The 15,022-nt window shown below is 40.9% G+C and carries 13 protein-coding genes; 8 read left to right on the plus strand and 5 right to left on the minus strand.

Annotated features, from left to right (window positions below):
• Positions 1 to 11: 11 nt before the first annotated feature.
• A complete protein-coding gene (locus O1Q81_RS03315) occupies positions 12 to 731 on the minus strand; it encodes a 1-acylglycerol-3-phosphate O-acyltransferase (protein WP_386689382.1) in 720 nt (239 codons plus the stop codon).
• Positions 732 to 897: 166 nt separating this feature from the next.
• On the opposite strand from O1Q81_RS03315, the gene O1Q81_RS03320 reads away from it, so the two are divergent.
• On the plus strand, positions 898 to 2,175 hold the full coding sequence (locus O1Q81_RS03320) for an O-acetylhomoserine aminocarboxypropyltransferase/cysteine synthase family protein (RefSeq protein ID WP_386692472.1): 1,278 nt from the start codon (positions 898 to 900) through the stop codon (positions 2,173 to 2,175).
• Positions 2,176 to 2,287: 112 nt separating this feature from the next.
• Here the strand turns inward: O1Q81_RS03320 and argH are convergent, their stop codons facing one another.
• From argH to argC, 3 genes are read right to left on the minus strand one after another with little or no spacing between them, the layout of a single operon-like run.
• The gene (gene argH, locus O1Q81_RS03325; protein WP_386698219.1) at positions 2,288 to 3,664 is read right to left on the minus strand and encodes an argininosuccinate lyase; all 1,377 of its coding nucleotides are present in this window, start codon (positions 3,662 to 3,664) and stop codon (positions 2,288 to 2,290) included.
• Positions 3,665 to 3,686: 22 nt separating this feature from the next.
• A complete protein-coding gene (gene argB / locus O1Q81_RS03330; RefSeq protein ID WP_386698221.1) occupies positions 3,687 to 4,460 on the minus strand; it encodes an acetylglutamate kinase in 774 nt (257 codons plus the stop codon).
• Between the two features lie 9 nt (positions 4,461 to 4,469).
• Entirely contained in the window at positions 4,470 to 5,480 is a 1,011-nt protein-coding gene (argC, locus tag O1Q81_RS03335; protein WP_386698223.1) for an N-acetyl-gamma-glutamyl-phosphate reductase, read from the minus strand.
• Positions 5,481 to 5,569: 89 nt separating this feature from the next.
• Here argC and argE point away from each other — a divergent pair, with 89 nt between their 5' ends.
• The 7 genes from argE to glnA all read left to right on the plus strand — a co-directional run bounded on the left by argE (position 5,570) and on the right by glnA (position 13,422).
• Positions 5,570 to 6,712 (plus strand): acetylornithine deacetylase, encoded by a 1,143-nt coding sequence (gene argE / locus O1Q81_RS03340; protein ID WP_386698224.1) that lies wholly within the window; start codon positions 5,570 to 5,572, stop codon positions 6,710 to 6,712.
• 174 nt (positions 6,713 to 6,886) lie between these two features.
• Positions 6,887 to 8,800, plus strand: coding sequence for a TonB-dependent receptor domain-containing protein (locus tag O1Q81_RS03345; protein ID WP_386698226.1), 1,914 nt, complete (start codon positions 6,887 to 6,889; stop codon positions 8,798 to 8,800).
• Between the two features lie 21 nt (positions 8,801 to 8,821).
• Positions 8,822 to 9,802 (plus strand): ABC transporter substrate-binding protein, encoded by a 981-nt coding sequence (locus tag O1Q81_RS03350; protein ID WP_386698228.1) that lies wholly within the window; start codon positions 8,822 to 8,824, stop codon positions 9,800 to 9,802.
• Positions 9,796 to 10,593: an ABC transporter permease gene (locus tag O1Q81_RS03355; protein WP_386698230.1), complete on the plus strand. Its 798-nt coding sequence runs from the start codon at positions 9,796 to 9,798 to the stop codon at positions 10,591 to 10,593. The genes O1Q81_RS03350 and O1Q81_RS03355 overlap by 7 nt, the downstream gene beginning before the upstream one ends.
• A gap of 4 nt (positions 10,594 to 10,597) precedes the next feature.
• On the plus strand, positions 10,598 to 11,290 hold the full coding sequence (locus O1Q81_RS03360; RefSeq protein WP_386689400.1) for an ATP-binding cassette domain-containing protein: 693 nt from the start codon (positions 10,598 to 10,600) through the stop codon (positions 11,288 to 11,290).
• Positions 11,283 to 11,762 carry a hypothetical protein gene (locus tag O1Q81_RS03365; protein WP_386698232.1) on the plus strand — a complete coding sequence of 160 codons (480 nt, stop codon included), beginning with the start codon at positions 11,283 to 11,285 and terminating at the stop codon, positions 11,760 to 11,762. The genes O1Q81_RS03360 and O1Q81_RS03365 overlap by 8 nt, the downstream gene beginning before the upstream one ends.
• Positions 11,763 to 12,000: 238 nt before the next feature.
• A complete protein-coding gene (gene glnA / locus O1Q81_RS03370; RefSeq protein WP_386689404.1) occupies positions 12,001 to 13,422 on the plus strand; it encodes a type I glutamate--ammonia ligase in 1,422 nt (473 codons plus the stop codon).
• 135 nt (positions 13,423 to 13,557) lie between these two features.
• Here the strand turns inward: glnA and O1Q81_RS03375 are convergent, their stop codons facing one another.
• A complete protein-coding gene (locus tag O1Q81_RS03375; RefSeq protein WP_386689406.1) occupies positions 13,558 to 14,982 on the minus strand; it encodes an FAD-dependent oxidoreductase in 1,425 nt (474 codons plus the stop codon).
• Between the last annotated feature and the right edge of the window lie 40 nt (positions 14,983 to 15,022).

Raw genomic sequence — 15,022 nt, forward strand, 5'->3', positions numbered from 1 at the left:
CTTATAATTAACTATGCTTGAGCAATTTCTGCATCAAGTTCAGCAATGCGTTTTTGCATAATTTGATGACAATAATTGGCAAATTCACGCACATTTTCTTTACTAAATTGACGGCTATCAATCGGTTGCAAGATTTCACAAATTACCTTGCCATTGTTCCAACGGTTTAAATCAATTTTATTCTGGGTGGTGGAGCAAACTATTGGCACAATAGGTACGCCTGCTGCAACGGCAGCGTGAAATGCACCAGTTTTGAATGGTAACAAGCCCCGCCCACGACTACGAGTACCTTCTGGAAACATCCATACTGAAAGATTATCTTGATTGATGCGTTGAGCCACTTGTCCCATGGTGTTGTGAGCTTTATTCTTATTATCTCGATCTAACAGAATATTACCCGTTGCCCAGTAAACCAAACCAAAAAATGGGATCCAAATTAGACTTTTTTTGCCGATACTCACCGTACGCGGTTGTACCATATAAGAAATGGTGACCATATCGTAATTATTTTGGTGGTTTGCAATATAGATACAAGGATTGAATTGATCTGCATTTTCAGGATAACGGTGTTCAACGGTTAAGCCGAATAGGGGATATAAGCGTCCGAACCAACGTGCTACTACGCTAACGTTATTTGGATTTTTGAAACGAATGAGTGAGTAGATAGTGCCACAAATACAGATAATTAGGCAGAATAGAACGACAATAATAATTCTGGCGAGTTTTAGCATGTTGTTATTTTCCTGTTTGTTTTTTTGGGGGATTATAACAGGTTTTTTTATGTATTTTTAGAACAAATAGCTTTTCCTTTATTGAAAATATTATATGGATATCGTATTGCACTAAAATAAAAAGTATTATAATTTCATTGTAAACAATCATAAAAAGGAAAAAATTATGTCAGAATTACATTTTGAAACCCTACAGTTACACGCAGGACAAGAGGTCGATAGTAGCAGTAAATCTCGAGCTGTACCAATTTATCAGACCACATCTTACGTATTTGATGATGCACAAGAAGCGGAAGATTTATTTGCTTTGCGTAAGCTAGGCAATATCTATACCCGCATTACTAATCCCACTGTGGCAGTGTTTGAGAACCGTATTGCAGCACTGGAGAAAGGCGTTGGAGCGTTGGCTACGGCATCAGGCATGGCAGCGATTACTTATGCGATTTTAGCTTTAGCCCATGCGGGTGATCATGTGGTAGCAGCAAGTACCATTTATGGCGGAACCTTTAATTTATTAAAAGAAACCTTGCCACGTTATGGCATCACAACGACCTTTGTCAATGTAGAAGATCTCACAGAAGTGGAAAATGCGATTCAAGAGAATACCAAATTGGTATTGATTGAAACCCTAGGCAATCCGTTAATTAATATTCCAGACCTTGAAAAAGTAGCGGATATTGCACATCGTCATCGTATTCCGTTGGTGTGTGATAATACGTTTGCCACCCCTTATTTGATTAATGTGTTCTCACATGGCGTGGATATTGCCATTCATTCTGCCACTAAATTTATTGGTGGACATGGTACCACCATTGGTGGCGTGATCGTGGATTCGGGCAAATTTGATTGGGTAGCATCAGGCAAATTCCCACAATTTGTAGATGAAGATCCGAGCTATCATAATATTAGCTATACTCGAGATATTGGGGCAGCTGCTTTTATTGTGGCGGTACGAGTGCAGTTATTGCGTGATACAGGGGCAGCCCTTTCGCCATTTAATGCGTTTTTATTATTACAGGGTTTAGAAACCCTGTCATTACGAGTGGAACGCCACATTGAGAATACACAAAAAATTGTGGATTTCTTGAGCCATCACCCGAAAGTGGAAAAAGTCAATTATCCAAGTTTACCAAGCAGTCCATATTATGCCTTAGCACAAAAATACTTACCAAAAGGTACAGGGTCGATTTTTACTTTCCACGTCAAAGGTGGAACCAAAGAAGCTCGTCAGGTGATTGATAAATTAGAAATTTTCTCAAATTTAGCCAATGTCGCCGATGCAAAATCCTTAGTGGTTCACCCTGCCACCACCACTCACGGTCAATTAACCGAAAGCGAATTGTTAGCCTGTGGTGTTACCCCAAATCAAATTCGTTTATCCATTGGATTAGAAAATGTGAATGATTTGATTGCGGATTTAACAGTGGCGTTGGAGAGTGTTTAACTTTATACACAAACAAGAGTGCGGTGAAAATTGTGAGAGATTTTCACCGCACATTTCTGAAGCTACGGAGTAGCGTTACTATGCTTAACCTAGTACGTTAGTACTAGGTAGATTATGCACTAATTCTCGCTTTCGCCTCTTCAATCGCTTCTGCCACTCGCAACGGTGATACGCCACCTTTAGCATTACGTTTATCCAAACAGGATTGCAATGACAAAATAGGGTAAACATCTTCGCCAATGACATCACTAAATTGACGAAATTCTTGCACGGTTAAATCTTCTAAGCCTTTTTGAACTTGAATTGCATAAACCACGGTTTCACCCACAATATGATGCGAATCACGGAACGGCACGCCTTTTGCTACTAAGTAATCAGCGAGTTCGGTAGCGTTAGAGTAGCCTTTGAGAGCCGCTTCACGAGTGCGGTCTATATTGACTTTAATATCTTCTAACACAAATGATGCCATGGTTAAGCAATCGTGCCATGTGTCTAAGGCATCGAAGATACCTTCTTTGTCTTCCTGCATGTCTTTATTATAGGCTAACGGTAAGCCTTTTACAGTCATCAACATGCCCATTAATGAACCGATCACACGCCCAGTTTTACCTCGAATCAATTCGCACGCATCGGGGTTTTTCTTTTGTGGCATGAGTGACGATCCTGATGTGACTCGATCGGATAATTCCACAAAATCTGCTTCGCCACTGTTGAAAATAATCATATCTTCAGCGAAACGAGAAAGGTGTGCCATGCTTAATGACGCAGTGGAAAGCAATTCAATAATATGATCACGGTCGGAAACGCTGTCTAAGCTGTTGCGAGTGGCGAAGTCAAAACCAAGATCTTGTGCTAATTGTTCACGGTCGATAGGATAGGCTGTACCTGCTAATGCCCCACTGCCGAGTGGGCAAGTATTCATACGGCGATAGGCATCTGCTAAACGGCTATAATCTCGTTCTAACATTTCTACATACGCCATACACCAGTGAGCAAAGCTGATTGGTTGGGCACGTTGTAAATGGGTATAACCAGGCATCACGGCGTGTTGATTATTTTCTGCGGTTGCTACTAATTTGGCTTGTAGTTCACGTACGCTGTATTGCAATTCCGTGACTTGCTGTTTGCACCACATTTTTATGTCAAGGGCGACCTGATCGTTACGGCTACGTCCTGTGTGTAGTTTTTTACCTAGATTGCCGACTTTATCGATGAGCTTACTTTCTACCCAACTATGAATATCTTCCGCATCATCTTGCAAAATTGCCAGCGGATTTGACCGCACTTCAATTAACAACTGATTTAACGCTTGTTCCAGTTGAGCTTGTTCATCTGTGGTGAGAACACCGACACTCACTAATGCCTTTGACCAACCCACTGAACCCTCAATATCTTGTTCAGCTAAACGATAGTCAAAACGTAGTGAATCATTAAAATCTTTAAAACGTTTATCTGCCGCTTGGGTAAAGCGACCGCCCCATAATGCCATGTTGTTGTCCTTTTATTTTTATTTAGGGATAAATTCTTGTGCCGATAATCTCACCTGCAAAAAGTGCGGTGAGTTTTTCAGGATATTTCCAATTCGCAATATCTACGCCACGTTGTAATAATTGTGCCGCATCGAGTGCCGCTTTTACTTTAACAATCATGCCGTCAGTAATCACTTTATCGATAATTAATTGTTCAATTTGTGCTGCGGTTAATTGTGAAATGCGTTGCTGATTACCGTCTAACACGCCGTCCACATCAGACAGCATGACTAAATCTGCGTTAATTAATGCCGCAATAGCGGTGGCAGCTTGATCGGCGTTGACATTCATTAAACGCCCTTGAGCATCAACAGCAATAGAGCTAATAATCGGTAAAAATTTGCTGGTTAATAATTGCTCTAACAGCGTAGCGTTTTGTGCTTGTACATTGGCGACATGACCTAATTCAGGATCAAATTGCATCGCACTGGTCAAATTGCCGTCAGCAAGACTTAATCCGACAGGATTTAACTGAAATTTTATGGCTTGTGCTAACAGTTTTTTATTGGCAATGCCAGCCAACGCTCCCACGATAATGTCAATTTGATCGCTTGGGGTTACTCGCAAACCATTTTTCTTTTGCACCGGTAAGCCTAGTTTTTTCATTAAATCATCCACTACGCAACCGCCACCATGCACGATAACTAAAGGGCGGTTAGCTTGTTGTAGATAATCAGCCAGAGCCGTGAACAAATTTTGCATAGCATCAGGCGTATCTAATAATACGCCCCCTAATTTAATCACTAAGGGTTTCATCTATTATCCTTAAAATAAGCCTAATGTTTCATTATAACCGAAACGAATATTGGCACATTGTACCGCTTGCGATGCCGCCCCTTTGAGCAGGTTATCTTCCGCCCCCACAATGACAATATGTCCATTATGGGTAGCAAAACCAATATCGCAATAAGGGGTAAATTCCACCGCTTTAATGCTTGGTAAACCTTGCTCATACACTCGCACTAACGGGCGATTGGCATAGTATTGTTGATAAGCCGATTTAATTTGTTCATCGCTTACCCCTGTATTCAATTTAGCGGTAATCGTGGCTAAAATGCCTCGTTTAAAATTGCCTAAGTGCGGCGTGAAAACCACTTCTGTGCCTAAATGGGTGGCGATTTCAGGTTGATGACGATGGGTAAATACACCATAAGCATTTAAACTGACTTCGCAGAAACTGCTGGTAATTGATGCTTTCCGCCCAGCTCCGCTAACCCCACTGACGGCATTAATAACGGGTAATTGATTGAGATCTAAGAGATTATTTTCAATTAACGGTTTCAGGCTTAACTGTGATACTGTTGGATAACAACCTGCCACGGCGACTAAATCTGTTTGCTGGATTTGTTTATCATTCCATTCCGCTAAACCATAAACAGCACTTGCTAATAATTCAGGGTATTGGTGTTCAAAACCATAATATTGGGTGTAAAATTCAGCGTTATTGACACGAAATGCTCCCGACAAGTCAAAAACCTGACAATCTTGTTGTAAAAAAATAGGGGCGAGATCATGGCTAACTTCATGTCCTGTGGCGAGAAATACAATATCGGCATCATTTGCCAGCAAGGATAAATCCTCAGGCAAGGGTTGTAATGGCAAATCACAAAACGTACGTAGTTGAGGATAAAGATCCGAAATTAATTTGTTAGCATCAGCACTTTGACGGGAAACATAAAGCCCAGCCAATTCAAAATGAGGGTGGCGAGTAAGAATTTGAGCAAGCTCTGCTCCAGTGTAGCCACTTGCTCCAATAATGATCGCTTTTTGTGTCATATTATCCTCTTTCGTTTTGTATTATTGTGATTAATTATGCTATTATTCTGCATAAATATTTAAAAAGCAACTATTATAAGGAAAATCGAATGAAAAAACTTCCTGCTTTTCTTGATATGTATTCCCAGTTAATTGCTATTCCCACTATTAGCAGTATTGAAAAAAAATTCGATCAATCGAACCGCACTTTAATTGAATTACTGGCAACTTGGTTACAGAATGTTGGTTTTAAAACAGAAATTTTAGCGGTAGAAAATAGTCAGCATAAATATAACCTACTTGCAACCTATGGAGAAGGGCAAGGGGGATTATTATTAGCAGGGCATACGGATACAGTGCCTTTTGACGAGGGACGTTGGACATTTGATCCGTTTAAGCTCACTGAAAAAGACGGTAAATTTTATGGTTTAGGCACCGCTGATATGAAAGGCTTTTTTGCTTTTGTGTTAGATGCGATTGCTCAAATTGATCTGACCAAATTAACTAAGCCATTACGTATTCTTGCCACCGCTGATGAAGAAACCACCATGCTGGGCGCGAGAACCTTTATTCAACATACACATATTCGCCCCGACTGTGCCATTATTGGAGAACCTACTTCGTTACGTCCAGTTCGCGCCCACAAAGGACATATTGGTAAAGGGTTACAAATTATTGGTAAATCAGGACATTCTAGCGATCCTGCCAAAGGCATTAACGCCATTGAATTAATGCACCAAGCCACGGGGTATTTAATGCAAATGCGAAATGAGCTGAAAGAAAAATATTATCATGCAGATTTTGCCATTCCTTATCCCACTATGAATTTTGGCTCAATTCACGGCGGCGATGCGGTAAATCGAATTTGTGCCTGCTGTGAATTACAATTTGATATTCGCCCGTTACCCAATATGCAGTTAGCTGATTTAGAAAATATGTTACGTGACAAACTTGCCCCCATGTTTGAACAATATGGTGATCGATTAACTTTACGCAATTTACACGAAGCTACCCCAGGTTATGAATGTGAACATACTGCTCAAGTGGTACAGGTGGTAGAAAAACTACTAGGGGAAAAATGTGAAGTAGTAAACTATTGCACCGAAGCCCCATTTATTCAACAACTTTGCCCAACTTTGGTGTTAGGTCCAGGTTCCATTGAACAAGCACATCAGCCTGATGAATTTTTATCGAGCGAATTTATTCAACCAAGCCGTGAGTTACTCACCAAATTAATTTATAATTTTTGTTAAAGATTGATGATGCGTAAATTTTTTGTGAACAATTTGTGAAATATTGGCTGTATTTTAATAAATTGTTCATCATTTTGCACTTCAGCTTGGGATTTATCCAAAATAACCTACTTTTTTAATCAACTATTGAGTATAATTTATTAAGAACGATTATCAATAGCGATAGAGGTTATTATGAAAAAACAAACCCTTTTAGGACTTGCGGTATTAGCCACTGTACCATCCGTTTTTGCCACCGATCTTGCCGATCCTGATCAAATTAAACCCTTAAAAGAATTTTCCCCACCCAAACCCATTGCTCCCAATATTGCCCAAGGCTATATGGTAGAAAACCAATTTGATCGCACCGATCGTTCACAGTATTTTTCGGTGGCGAACAAAGTCAATGAAGGCGTTGCACCGTTAAAATTGAGTTCGGTTTTTTATGGTTCAAGTTTTTATAATTCGATTTTTTCAGGCTTCCGTGAAGCCAATTATTATGCGTTGTTTAACATTAATCACACCAAAGCCAACCGCTATAAAGACGGGCAAGGTAACAAGGTGAATTTTGGTTATGAACGCTTTAATCAAGCCGCTGTGTTAGGTTGGTTGCCGAATGACCGCACGGAATTCCGCTTGACTTTTATTCATGATGATTTAGACGATGATAAACAGCCTGAACATCAAATGGATCCTGTCAGTACCGAGCGTTATGTGGTGCGTTTGAATGGTCGTTTTGGACAAGAAGATTTAAGTAACACATTAAGTACCGAATTAACCTATCGCCATGTGAAACGCCATGCGGATAACTATTCCTTGCGTTCGGTGGCGGGCAATAATGTGTATGTGTTATTACATCGTGAAGTGTTTGATGCCGCAGTTAAATATGATGTAGATTGGAGCAAATTCCATAATCAAATTGGCGTGAGTTATCAACATGATGACCACGATGGCGACCGCTATTTGCATACCGCTGCACGGGATATTTTAAACGGCTATCGTTTTGGTAACGTGCATATTGACCGCTATCGGGTGTTTGATAACCTGCATTATACCTTTAATGAACAGCATAAACTGGGCTTAGGTTTGACTTATGAATATAACCGTGCAGATGTACGAAAATATAACACCAATCTGCCTAATCCGATGATACAAGGCACGCAATTTGCTAATATTCAAACCCTGTGGAAAACCTATTTCGGGCGTAATTCATCCGATGGCAAAATCAAACAAAATGCCTTATCTGCCGAGTTGAAATATGAATTCACTCCAACCGAATTACAACGCTATGAATTAAGCCTAGGTCATTTAGAACGGGTGGGTGACAATATGGAGCGGTTTAATTCCCTTGCTTCTATTGTGGTGCGTCCGAACGGTACAACCATGAACCAACAGCCCGTCAGTGCCATTGTGGATAATCCTTGGGTGAAACCTGAAGAGCATAATCGGATTAAATTTGATTTTGATCTGAAAAATGAATTTTACAAAGGCTACTTAAATTCTATGTTGGATAACGGCTGGAATGTGGGCGGTTCGTTGGTGTATGACGATGTGAAAAACTTGATTATTTTTGACCGCACTCGTGGACAATCAGGCACTATTGACAGCAGCGGTGGCATTATTACTCGCAATGTAGATGCGAAATTAGTGATTGCAAACCTGTATGCCAACTACAATTTCTTACAAAATTGGGCAGTGGGGGCAAAAGCCTTTTATAACTACGGCAAAAATGACACAGATGATCGTCCGTTGTATCAAATTCGCCCCTTTGAATTGACGGCTAATTTAGATTACCGCAATTATTTCCAATACGGTAGCTACAATCTTGGCACTGCTGTACGTTATGTGGCGAAACAAAACAAAGGTGATTTTGACCGCACTTCGGGTTTAGGCATTGACAATCGTTTAGCCGCCAAACAATTTACCGTGCTGGATTTGTATGCTGGCTTAAATATTCAGGATAAATACGCGGTGCGTTTGGGCGTGAATAATGTCTTTAACCGCCAATATGCCGAATTTATCAGTGGCGATCATGTGTTGGCACTCACACCAAATGTGGTCAACGCCTCGGGTCGCACTTATTGGTTAAGCCTACATGCTTCATTCTAATTACACATTGGGAGAAAAAAGATGAATCTTGAAATGGAACGTAGAACCTTTTTGAAATTAACTTCCGCACTGGCTTTGGCAGGCGTCGCACCTTCGGTTTTCGCCGCAGCCAAAGAACCGTTCACGGTTTACGGGGCACCAGCATTACCGAGCCTGACTATTGCGGTAGCAGGATTACAGGGGCAACTCGCCAAACAAAGAGAGGTCATACTGAAAGTCTGGCGTAATCCAGACCATCTGCGGGCAGGTATTGCCAGCGGTGAATTTAAGGTGATGATGAGTCCGAGCAATGTCGGGGTTAACCTACGCAATCAGGGACAAAAGGTCGGCATGATCAACATTCTGACTAACGGCATTACCCAATTAGTCAGCAAAAAACCACTCAATTCACCAGAAGAATTGCCGAATAAGAAAGTCATCATACCATTTAAAAATGATATGCCCGATATTGTATTCCGTGCCTTACTGAAACAACGTGGTATCAATGCAGAGCGAGTGGACATCACCTACGCAGCGGCACCTGCCGAAGCCGTCAGCCTCTTTTTGAGCAAAGAATTTGATGCAGTGTTTGTCCCCGAGCCGCTTGCCAGTGCCTGTATTCTGAAAGGTAAAAAAATGGGTGTAGAAGTGGTTCGTTCCTTTAATTTCGGGCAGGCGTGGGCGGAAGCATTCAATTCTAAACCAGTTACACCGAATGCTGGTATTATCGCCGATGTGGATTTCTACCATGCTCATGCGGAGGAATTTGAAATCTTCCACCAAGATTTGCAAAATGCCTTGGTTTGGGTAAAAAACAACGCTCAGAGTGCTTCGGAAATCGGTACCAATTACATGCCGGCACCCGCTCCCGCTATTGCAAACGCCATTCCGCATGCTAATTTGACGGTGGCGAAAGGCTCCGAAATGAAAGAAGAAATAATGCGTTTCTATGAAATCATTCTGCGTTACAACCCGAAATTATTAGGCGGAAAATTGCCAACAGATGACTTCTTCTTATGTTAAAAGTCGATAAAGTCCGCAAGCCACAAGCGAGAATCTTCTACATCTTGGATTATTTATGGGGTGGTTTTGCCACCCTTGGCATAGTGGCAGTGCTACTGGCGATTTGGCAATGGGGAAGCAATAGCGTGGGGGAATTTTTAATTCCAAGCCCGCTCGGCGTTTTTCAACGAGCCTTTGCCTTGTTGCAGGATTTTCGTGGCAATCAAATTGATCTTTCACTGTGGCGAGCCATGGTGGGTGTGAGCAGTGCTTTATTGATCGGCATTGTTACAGGCTTAATCGCAGGTACATCAAAAACCATTATGGCAATGCTCAACCCCTTAATGACGATGTTGCTCGCTACACCGCCGATTATTTGGGTGGTGATGGCATTATTTTGGTTTGGTTTTGGCAATGCCAGCGTGCTGTTTACCATTATTATCATCGTCACACCGCTGACCTTTGCCAGTAGCTCAGTGGGCATTGCGACCTTAAGCAAACAAATGCAAGAGCTGTTTGATGTGCATCATCTCGGTTGGGCGAAGAAAATGCGTTATCTGTATATTCCCCATTTAACTAGCTATATTATTGCCAGTATCAGCGTTGCGGTGGCATCAGGTATGCGAGTGGTGGTGATGGCAGAATTATTAGGGGCAAGCGATGGCGTGGGTTCACGTATTGCCGATGCTCGTGTGATGTTAGATACACCAACCGTCATGGCTTATGTGGTGTTGGTAATTTTGTTGGTGGCGTTATTTGAATACTTGATTATTAAGCCATTGGAAATTTTGTTTATGCCGTGGAAAAGGTAAAAATATGCTGAAATTATCTCATCTGCATTTTGCGATTTTAAACGATGTTATTGTGCAAGATTTTAGCCTTGAATTGCAACGGGGTGAAATCAAAACCCTATTTGGACCCAGTGGCTGTGGCAAAACCACGGTGTTGCGTTTAATTAGTGGGTTAGAAAAACCAAAATCAGGCGATATGATAAATCAATTCCATAAAATCGGTTTCCTATTTCAAGAAAATCGTCTATTAAACAATCTAACCGCGGTGAAAAATATTGAAATTTTTATGCCAATCCCTGAACGCCAGAAAATTTATGCCTTGGCGGCAGAAATCGGCTTAATCCCAGCAGATTTAAATAAATATCCTACCGAACTCAGTGGCGGTATGGCAAAGCGAGTGGCATTTTTGCGTTTATTATTAAGCGATTGCGACTTAGCGTTATTAGATGAACCGTTTGTGGGATTAGATCGGGATTTACGCCATAAATTAATCAGCCTGTTACAAGAGCGAGTACAACAGAAAACCTTGGCTTGTTTGCTGGTTACGCACGACCGCTTTGAAGCGGTACGTTTAAGCCATGAAATACTCTTATTGAGTGCCAAAGGCATGCTTATTCAACAACGTATTTTGCTCAATGAAGATTTTGCCTTGCGTGATACCCATTACGAAGAAAACGCCGTTAAGCAGTATTTGCAAGGGGCAGTGTATTATGAGTAGTTATATTATGAATAATCTGTATGACTTAATCCACCTTGCCGTGTTGGCGACCCTTGGGGAGAGTTTCAAACTCAGTATGATACTGAGCAAAGTCGCATTAAAAAACAGTTCGCTCAAAAATCCGATTTTTATCCCTAATCTGATTTACCGTAATTTATTGGCGGTATGCTTGGTTTTTTATTTGTTAAGCGAAATTTTTCTCACCGACAATGTGAGTGGTTTTATTGCGATGGGTATCGGTTGCCTGTTTATGGCGAATTTGAAAGAATTTCACTATTGGGATTTACTGCGTTTTCCACCGCTTTTTGCCTATTATTTGCTCCAATTTATCGCCAGTCTAGGCTATCTTTGTTTAGGTTTTAGCCAAATCAGCCAGCAATCTTTAGAAATTGTTCAATGGCTTATTGGGTTGGGTTATTTGGGTGGTTTTGTTATAGTATATTGCAGATATAAACCTTTTTTAGGTCGCTAGCTCTTTAGCTCGGTGGGAAATTAGTGATAAAATAGATCAAGTATTTCTGTTAAGATGGTTAATTAAAAAATATCTATCATTATGTGTTTAAAATTAGATATATTTCAATAATGTATTTTATTTGTTAAAATTAAATTATAATATGATTGTTATTTTTAAATCATTTTGCTATTTTATACACGCAACCACATTGCAAGAATTTACTTACTATTAAAATTAACTTGGAAGGAAGTTTCTTATGTCAAAAACACAAGCCATTGCTAACGTATTTAAACTTATCGAAGAAAACGATATCAAATTTGTTCTTCTTCGTTTTACCAATATTAAAGGAAAAGAACACGGTGTATCACTGCCAGCTAGTGTCATTGATGAAGATTTCTTTGAAGAAGGTAAAATGTTTGACGGTTCTTCAGTAGAAGGTTGGCGAGCGATTAATAAAGCGGATATGCTATTAATGCCAATTCCAGAAAGTGCGGTGGTGGATCCATTTGCACAAATCCCAACCCTATCTATTCGTTGTAGTATTTATGACCCGAACACTATGCAAAGCTACGATCGTGACCCACGTTCTATTGCCTTGCGTGCAGAACAATATATGCGTTCCACTGGCGTGGCAGATCATGTCATGTTTGGACCTGAACCTGAATTTTTCTTATTTGATGATGTACGTTTCTCCACTGAGCCAAATAAAGTGTCTTACGCCATTGATGATGAAGAAGCCATGTGGAACACCGATCGCAAATATAAAGAACAAGGCAACAATGCTTATCGTCCATTGAAAAAAGGCGGTTACTGTGCAGTTGCTCCGATTGATAGCGGACATGATATTCGTTCTGAAATGTGTTTATTGTTAGAAGAAATGGGCTTAGTGATTGAAGCTCATCACCATGAAGTAGCGACCGCAGGTCAAAATGAAATTGCAACTAAATTTAACAGCTTAACCTTAAAAGCGGACGAAACTCAAATCTATAAATATATCGTGCAAAACGTGGCATTAGAACATGGCAAAACCGCTTGCTTTATGCCAAAACCATTTGCTGGTGATAATGGTTCAGGTATGCACTGTAATATGTCTTTAAGTAAAGACGGCAAAAACGTATTTATGGGAGATAAATATGCGGGTCTTTCCGAAACGGCACTTTACTATATTGGCGGCGTGATTAAACATGCGAAAGCCTTAAACGCATTCACTAACCCAACCACTAACTCATACAAACGCTTAGTGCCAGGTTTTGAAGCTCCAGTATTATTAGCTTATTCTGCAAGTAACCGCTCTGCATCTATTCGTATTCCAGCCGTTACTAGCCCGAAAGCGACACGTGTAGAAGCTCGTTTCCCAGATCCAATGGCGAACCCATATTTGTGTTTCTCTGCCTTATTAATGGCAGGTCTGGACGGTATTATCAATAAAATCCACCCAGGTGATGCAATGGATAAAAACCTTTACGATTTACCACCAGAAGAACTAAAAGAAATTCCAGCGGTATCTAGTTCCTTAGGCGAAGCCTTGGATAATTTGGAAAAAGACTATGAGTTCTTAACCCACGGTGGCGTATTCACTAAAGACTTTATTGATACCTTTATCGGCATGAAACGTAAAGAAGTAGAGCGTTTGAACATGACCCCACATCCAGTGGAATTTGAAATGTATTATGCTTAATGTTTGATTAAGTGGAAAAAAACAGGATTAGAGATAATCCTGTTTTTTTTTGTGTGTTGTTATACTGACGAAAGAGAAAGTGCGGTGAAAAATATTTGATATTTTTTTACCGCACTTTGAATCTAACGATTTAAATTACACATCTAAATACTCTAAAATCCCTTGAGCGGCATCACGTCCTTCGGCAATAGCTGTTACCACTAAATCTGAGCCACGGGTAACATCACCGCCAGCAAAGATTTTTGGATTGGCGGTTTGTTGTTTCAATTCGCCGTTGGATTTAATGCGACCACGATTATCCACTTCCACGCCGACTGCGGCTAACCACGGCATCGCATGTGGAGCGAAACCGAATGCTACAATCACTGCATCGCAAGAGATGATTTCTTCGCTATTCGGAATAATTTCCGCACGCTGGCGACCGTTGCTATCTGTGGCACCTAGTTTGGTTCTGACAATTTTAATCCCTGTCACTTTACCTGATGTGTCCGTTTCAATGGCAACAGGATCGGCTTCGATTTCTACCGGTTGAGCGTTAAATTCAAAATCGACACCCTCTTCTTTAGCGTTATGATATTCTTTTTTCGAACCAGGCATATTGGCAGTGTCACGGCGATAAACACAAGTTACTTCCACCGCACCTTGTCGAACCGAAGTACGCACGCAGTCCATAGCAGTATCACCGCCACCCAGTACCACCACACGTTTACCCTGCATATTAACAAAATCAGGGGCATCAAAGCCGAGTAAATGTTGCGTATTGCCGATTAGAAATGGTAAGGCAGAATAAACGCCAGTGGCATTTTCATTGGGAATATCTGCTTTCATGCCTTGATAGGTACCGACACCTAAGAATACTGCATCATACTGTGCGACCAGTTCGTCTAGTGTGATATCTTTGCCAATTTCTACTCCTAAGTGGAATTTTACGCCTAATTCGGTAAATAGCTCACGGCGACGTGTCATCACGCTTTTTTCCAGTTTGAATGCAGGAATACCAAAGGTAAGCAAACCACCGATTTCTGGCTGGCGTTCGTAAATACTGACTTCTACACCATTACGAAGTAATACATCGGCACAACCTAAGCCAGCAGGTCCAGCACCGATAATAGCTACTTTTTTACCCGTTGGAACGGCATTAATAGTTGGTTTCCAGCCCATTGCAAAGGCTTTTTCAGTAATATATTTTTCCACATTACCAATGGTGACAGCGCCAAATCCGTCATTTAAGGTACATGACCCCTCGCATAAGCGATCTTGTGGACAAACACGACCACAGACTTCTGGCAAACTGTTGGTGGAATGAGCTAATTCTGCCGCTTCAATAATACGTCCCTCATGGGCTAAACGTAGCCAGTTCGGAATATTATTATGTAACGGACATTTGTTTTGACAATAAGGATTGCCACACTCCAAACAGCGATCCGCTTGAGATTGTGCCTGTGTATCGCTAAATACATTGTAAATTTCCACAAACTCGGTTTTTCTTACGTTAAGTGGAATTTTCGGTGGATCCACACGTTGCAAGTCGATAAATTGATAGACGTTTCCACGACCCATAGTTTATTCCTTCAAATCTTTAAAAACTTTTTCTTTTTCC

The organism is Lonepinella sp. MS14436 (assembly GCF_042470565.1).
In the GTDB taxonomy this organism is placed as follows: domain Bacteria; phylum Pseudomonadota; class Gammaproteobacteria; order Enterobacterales; family Pasteurellaceae; genus Lonepinella.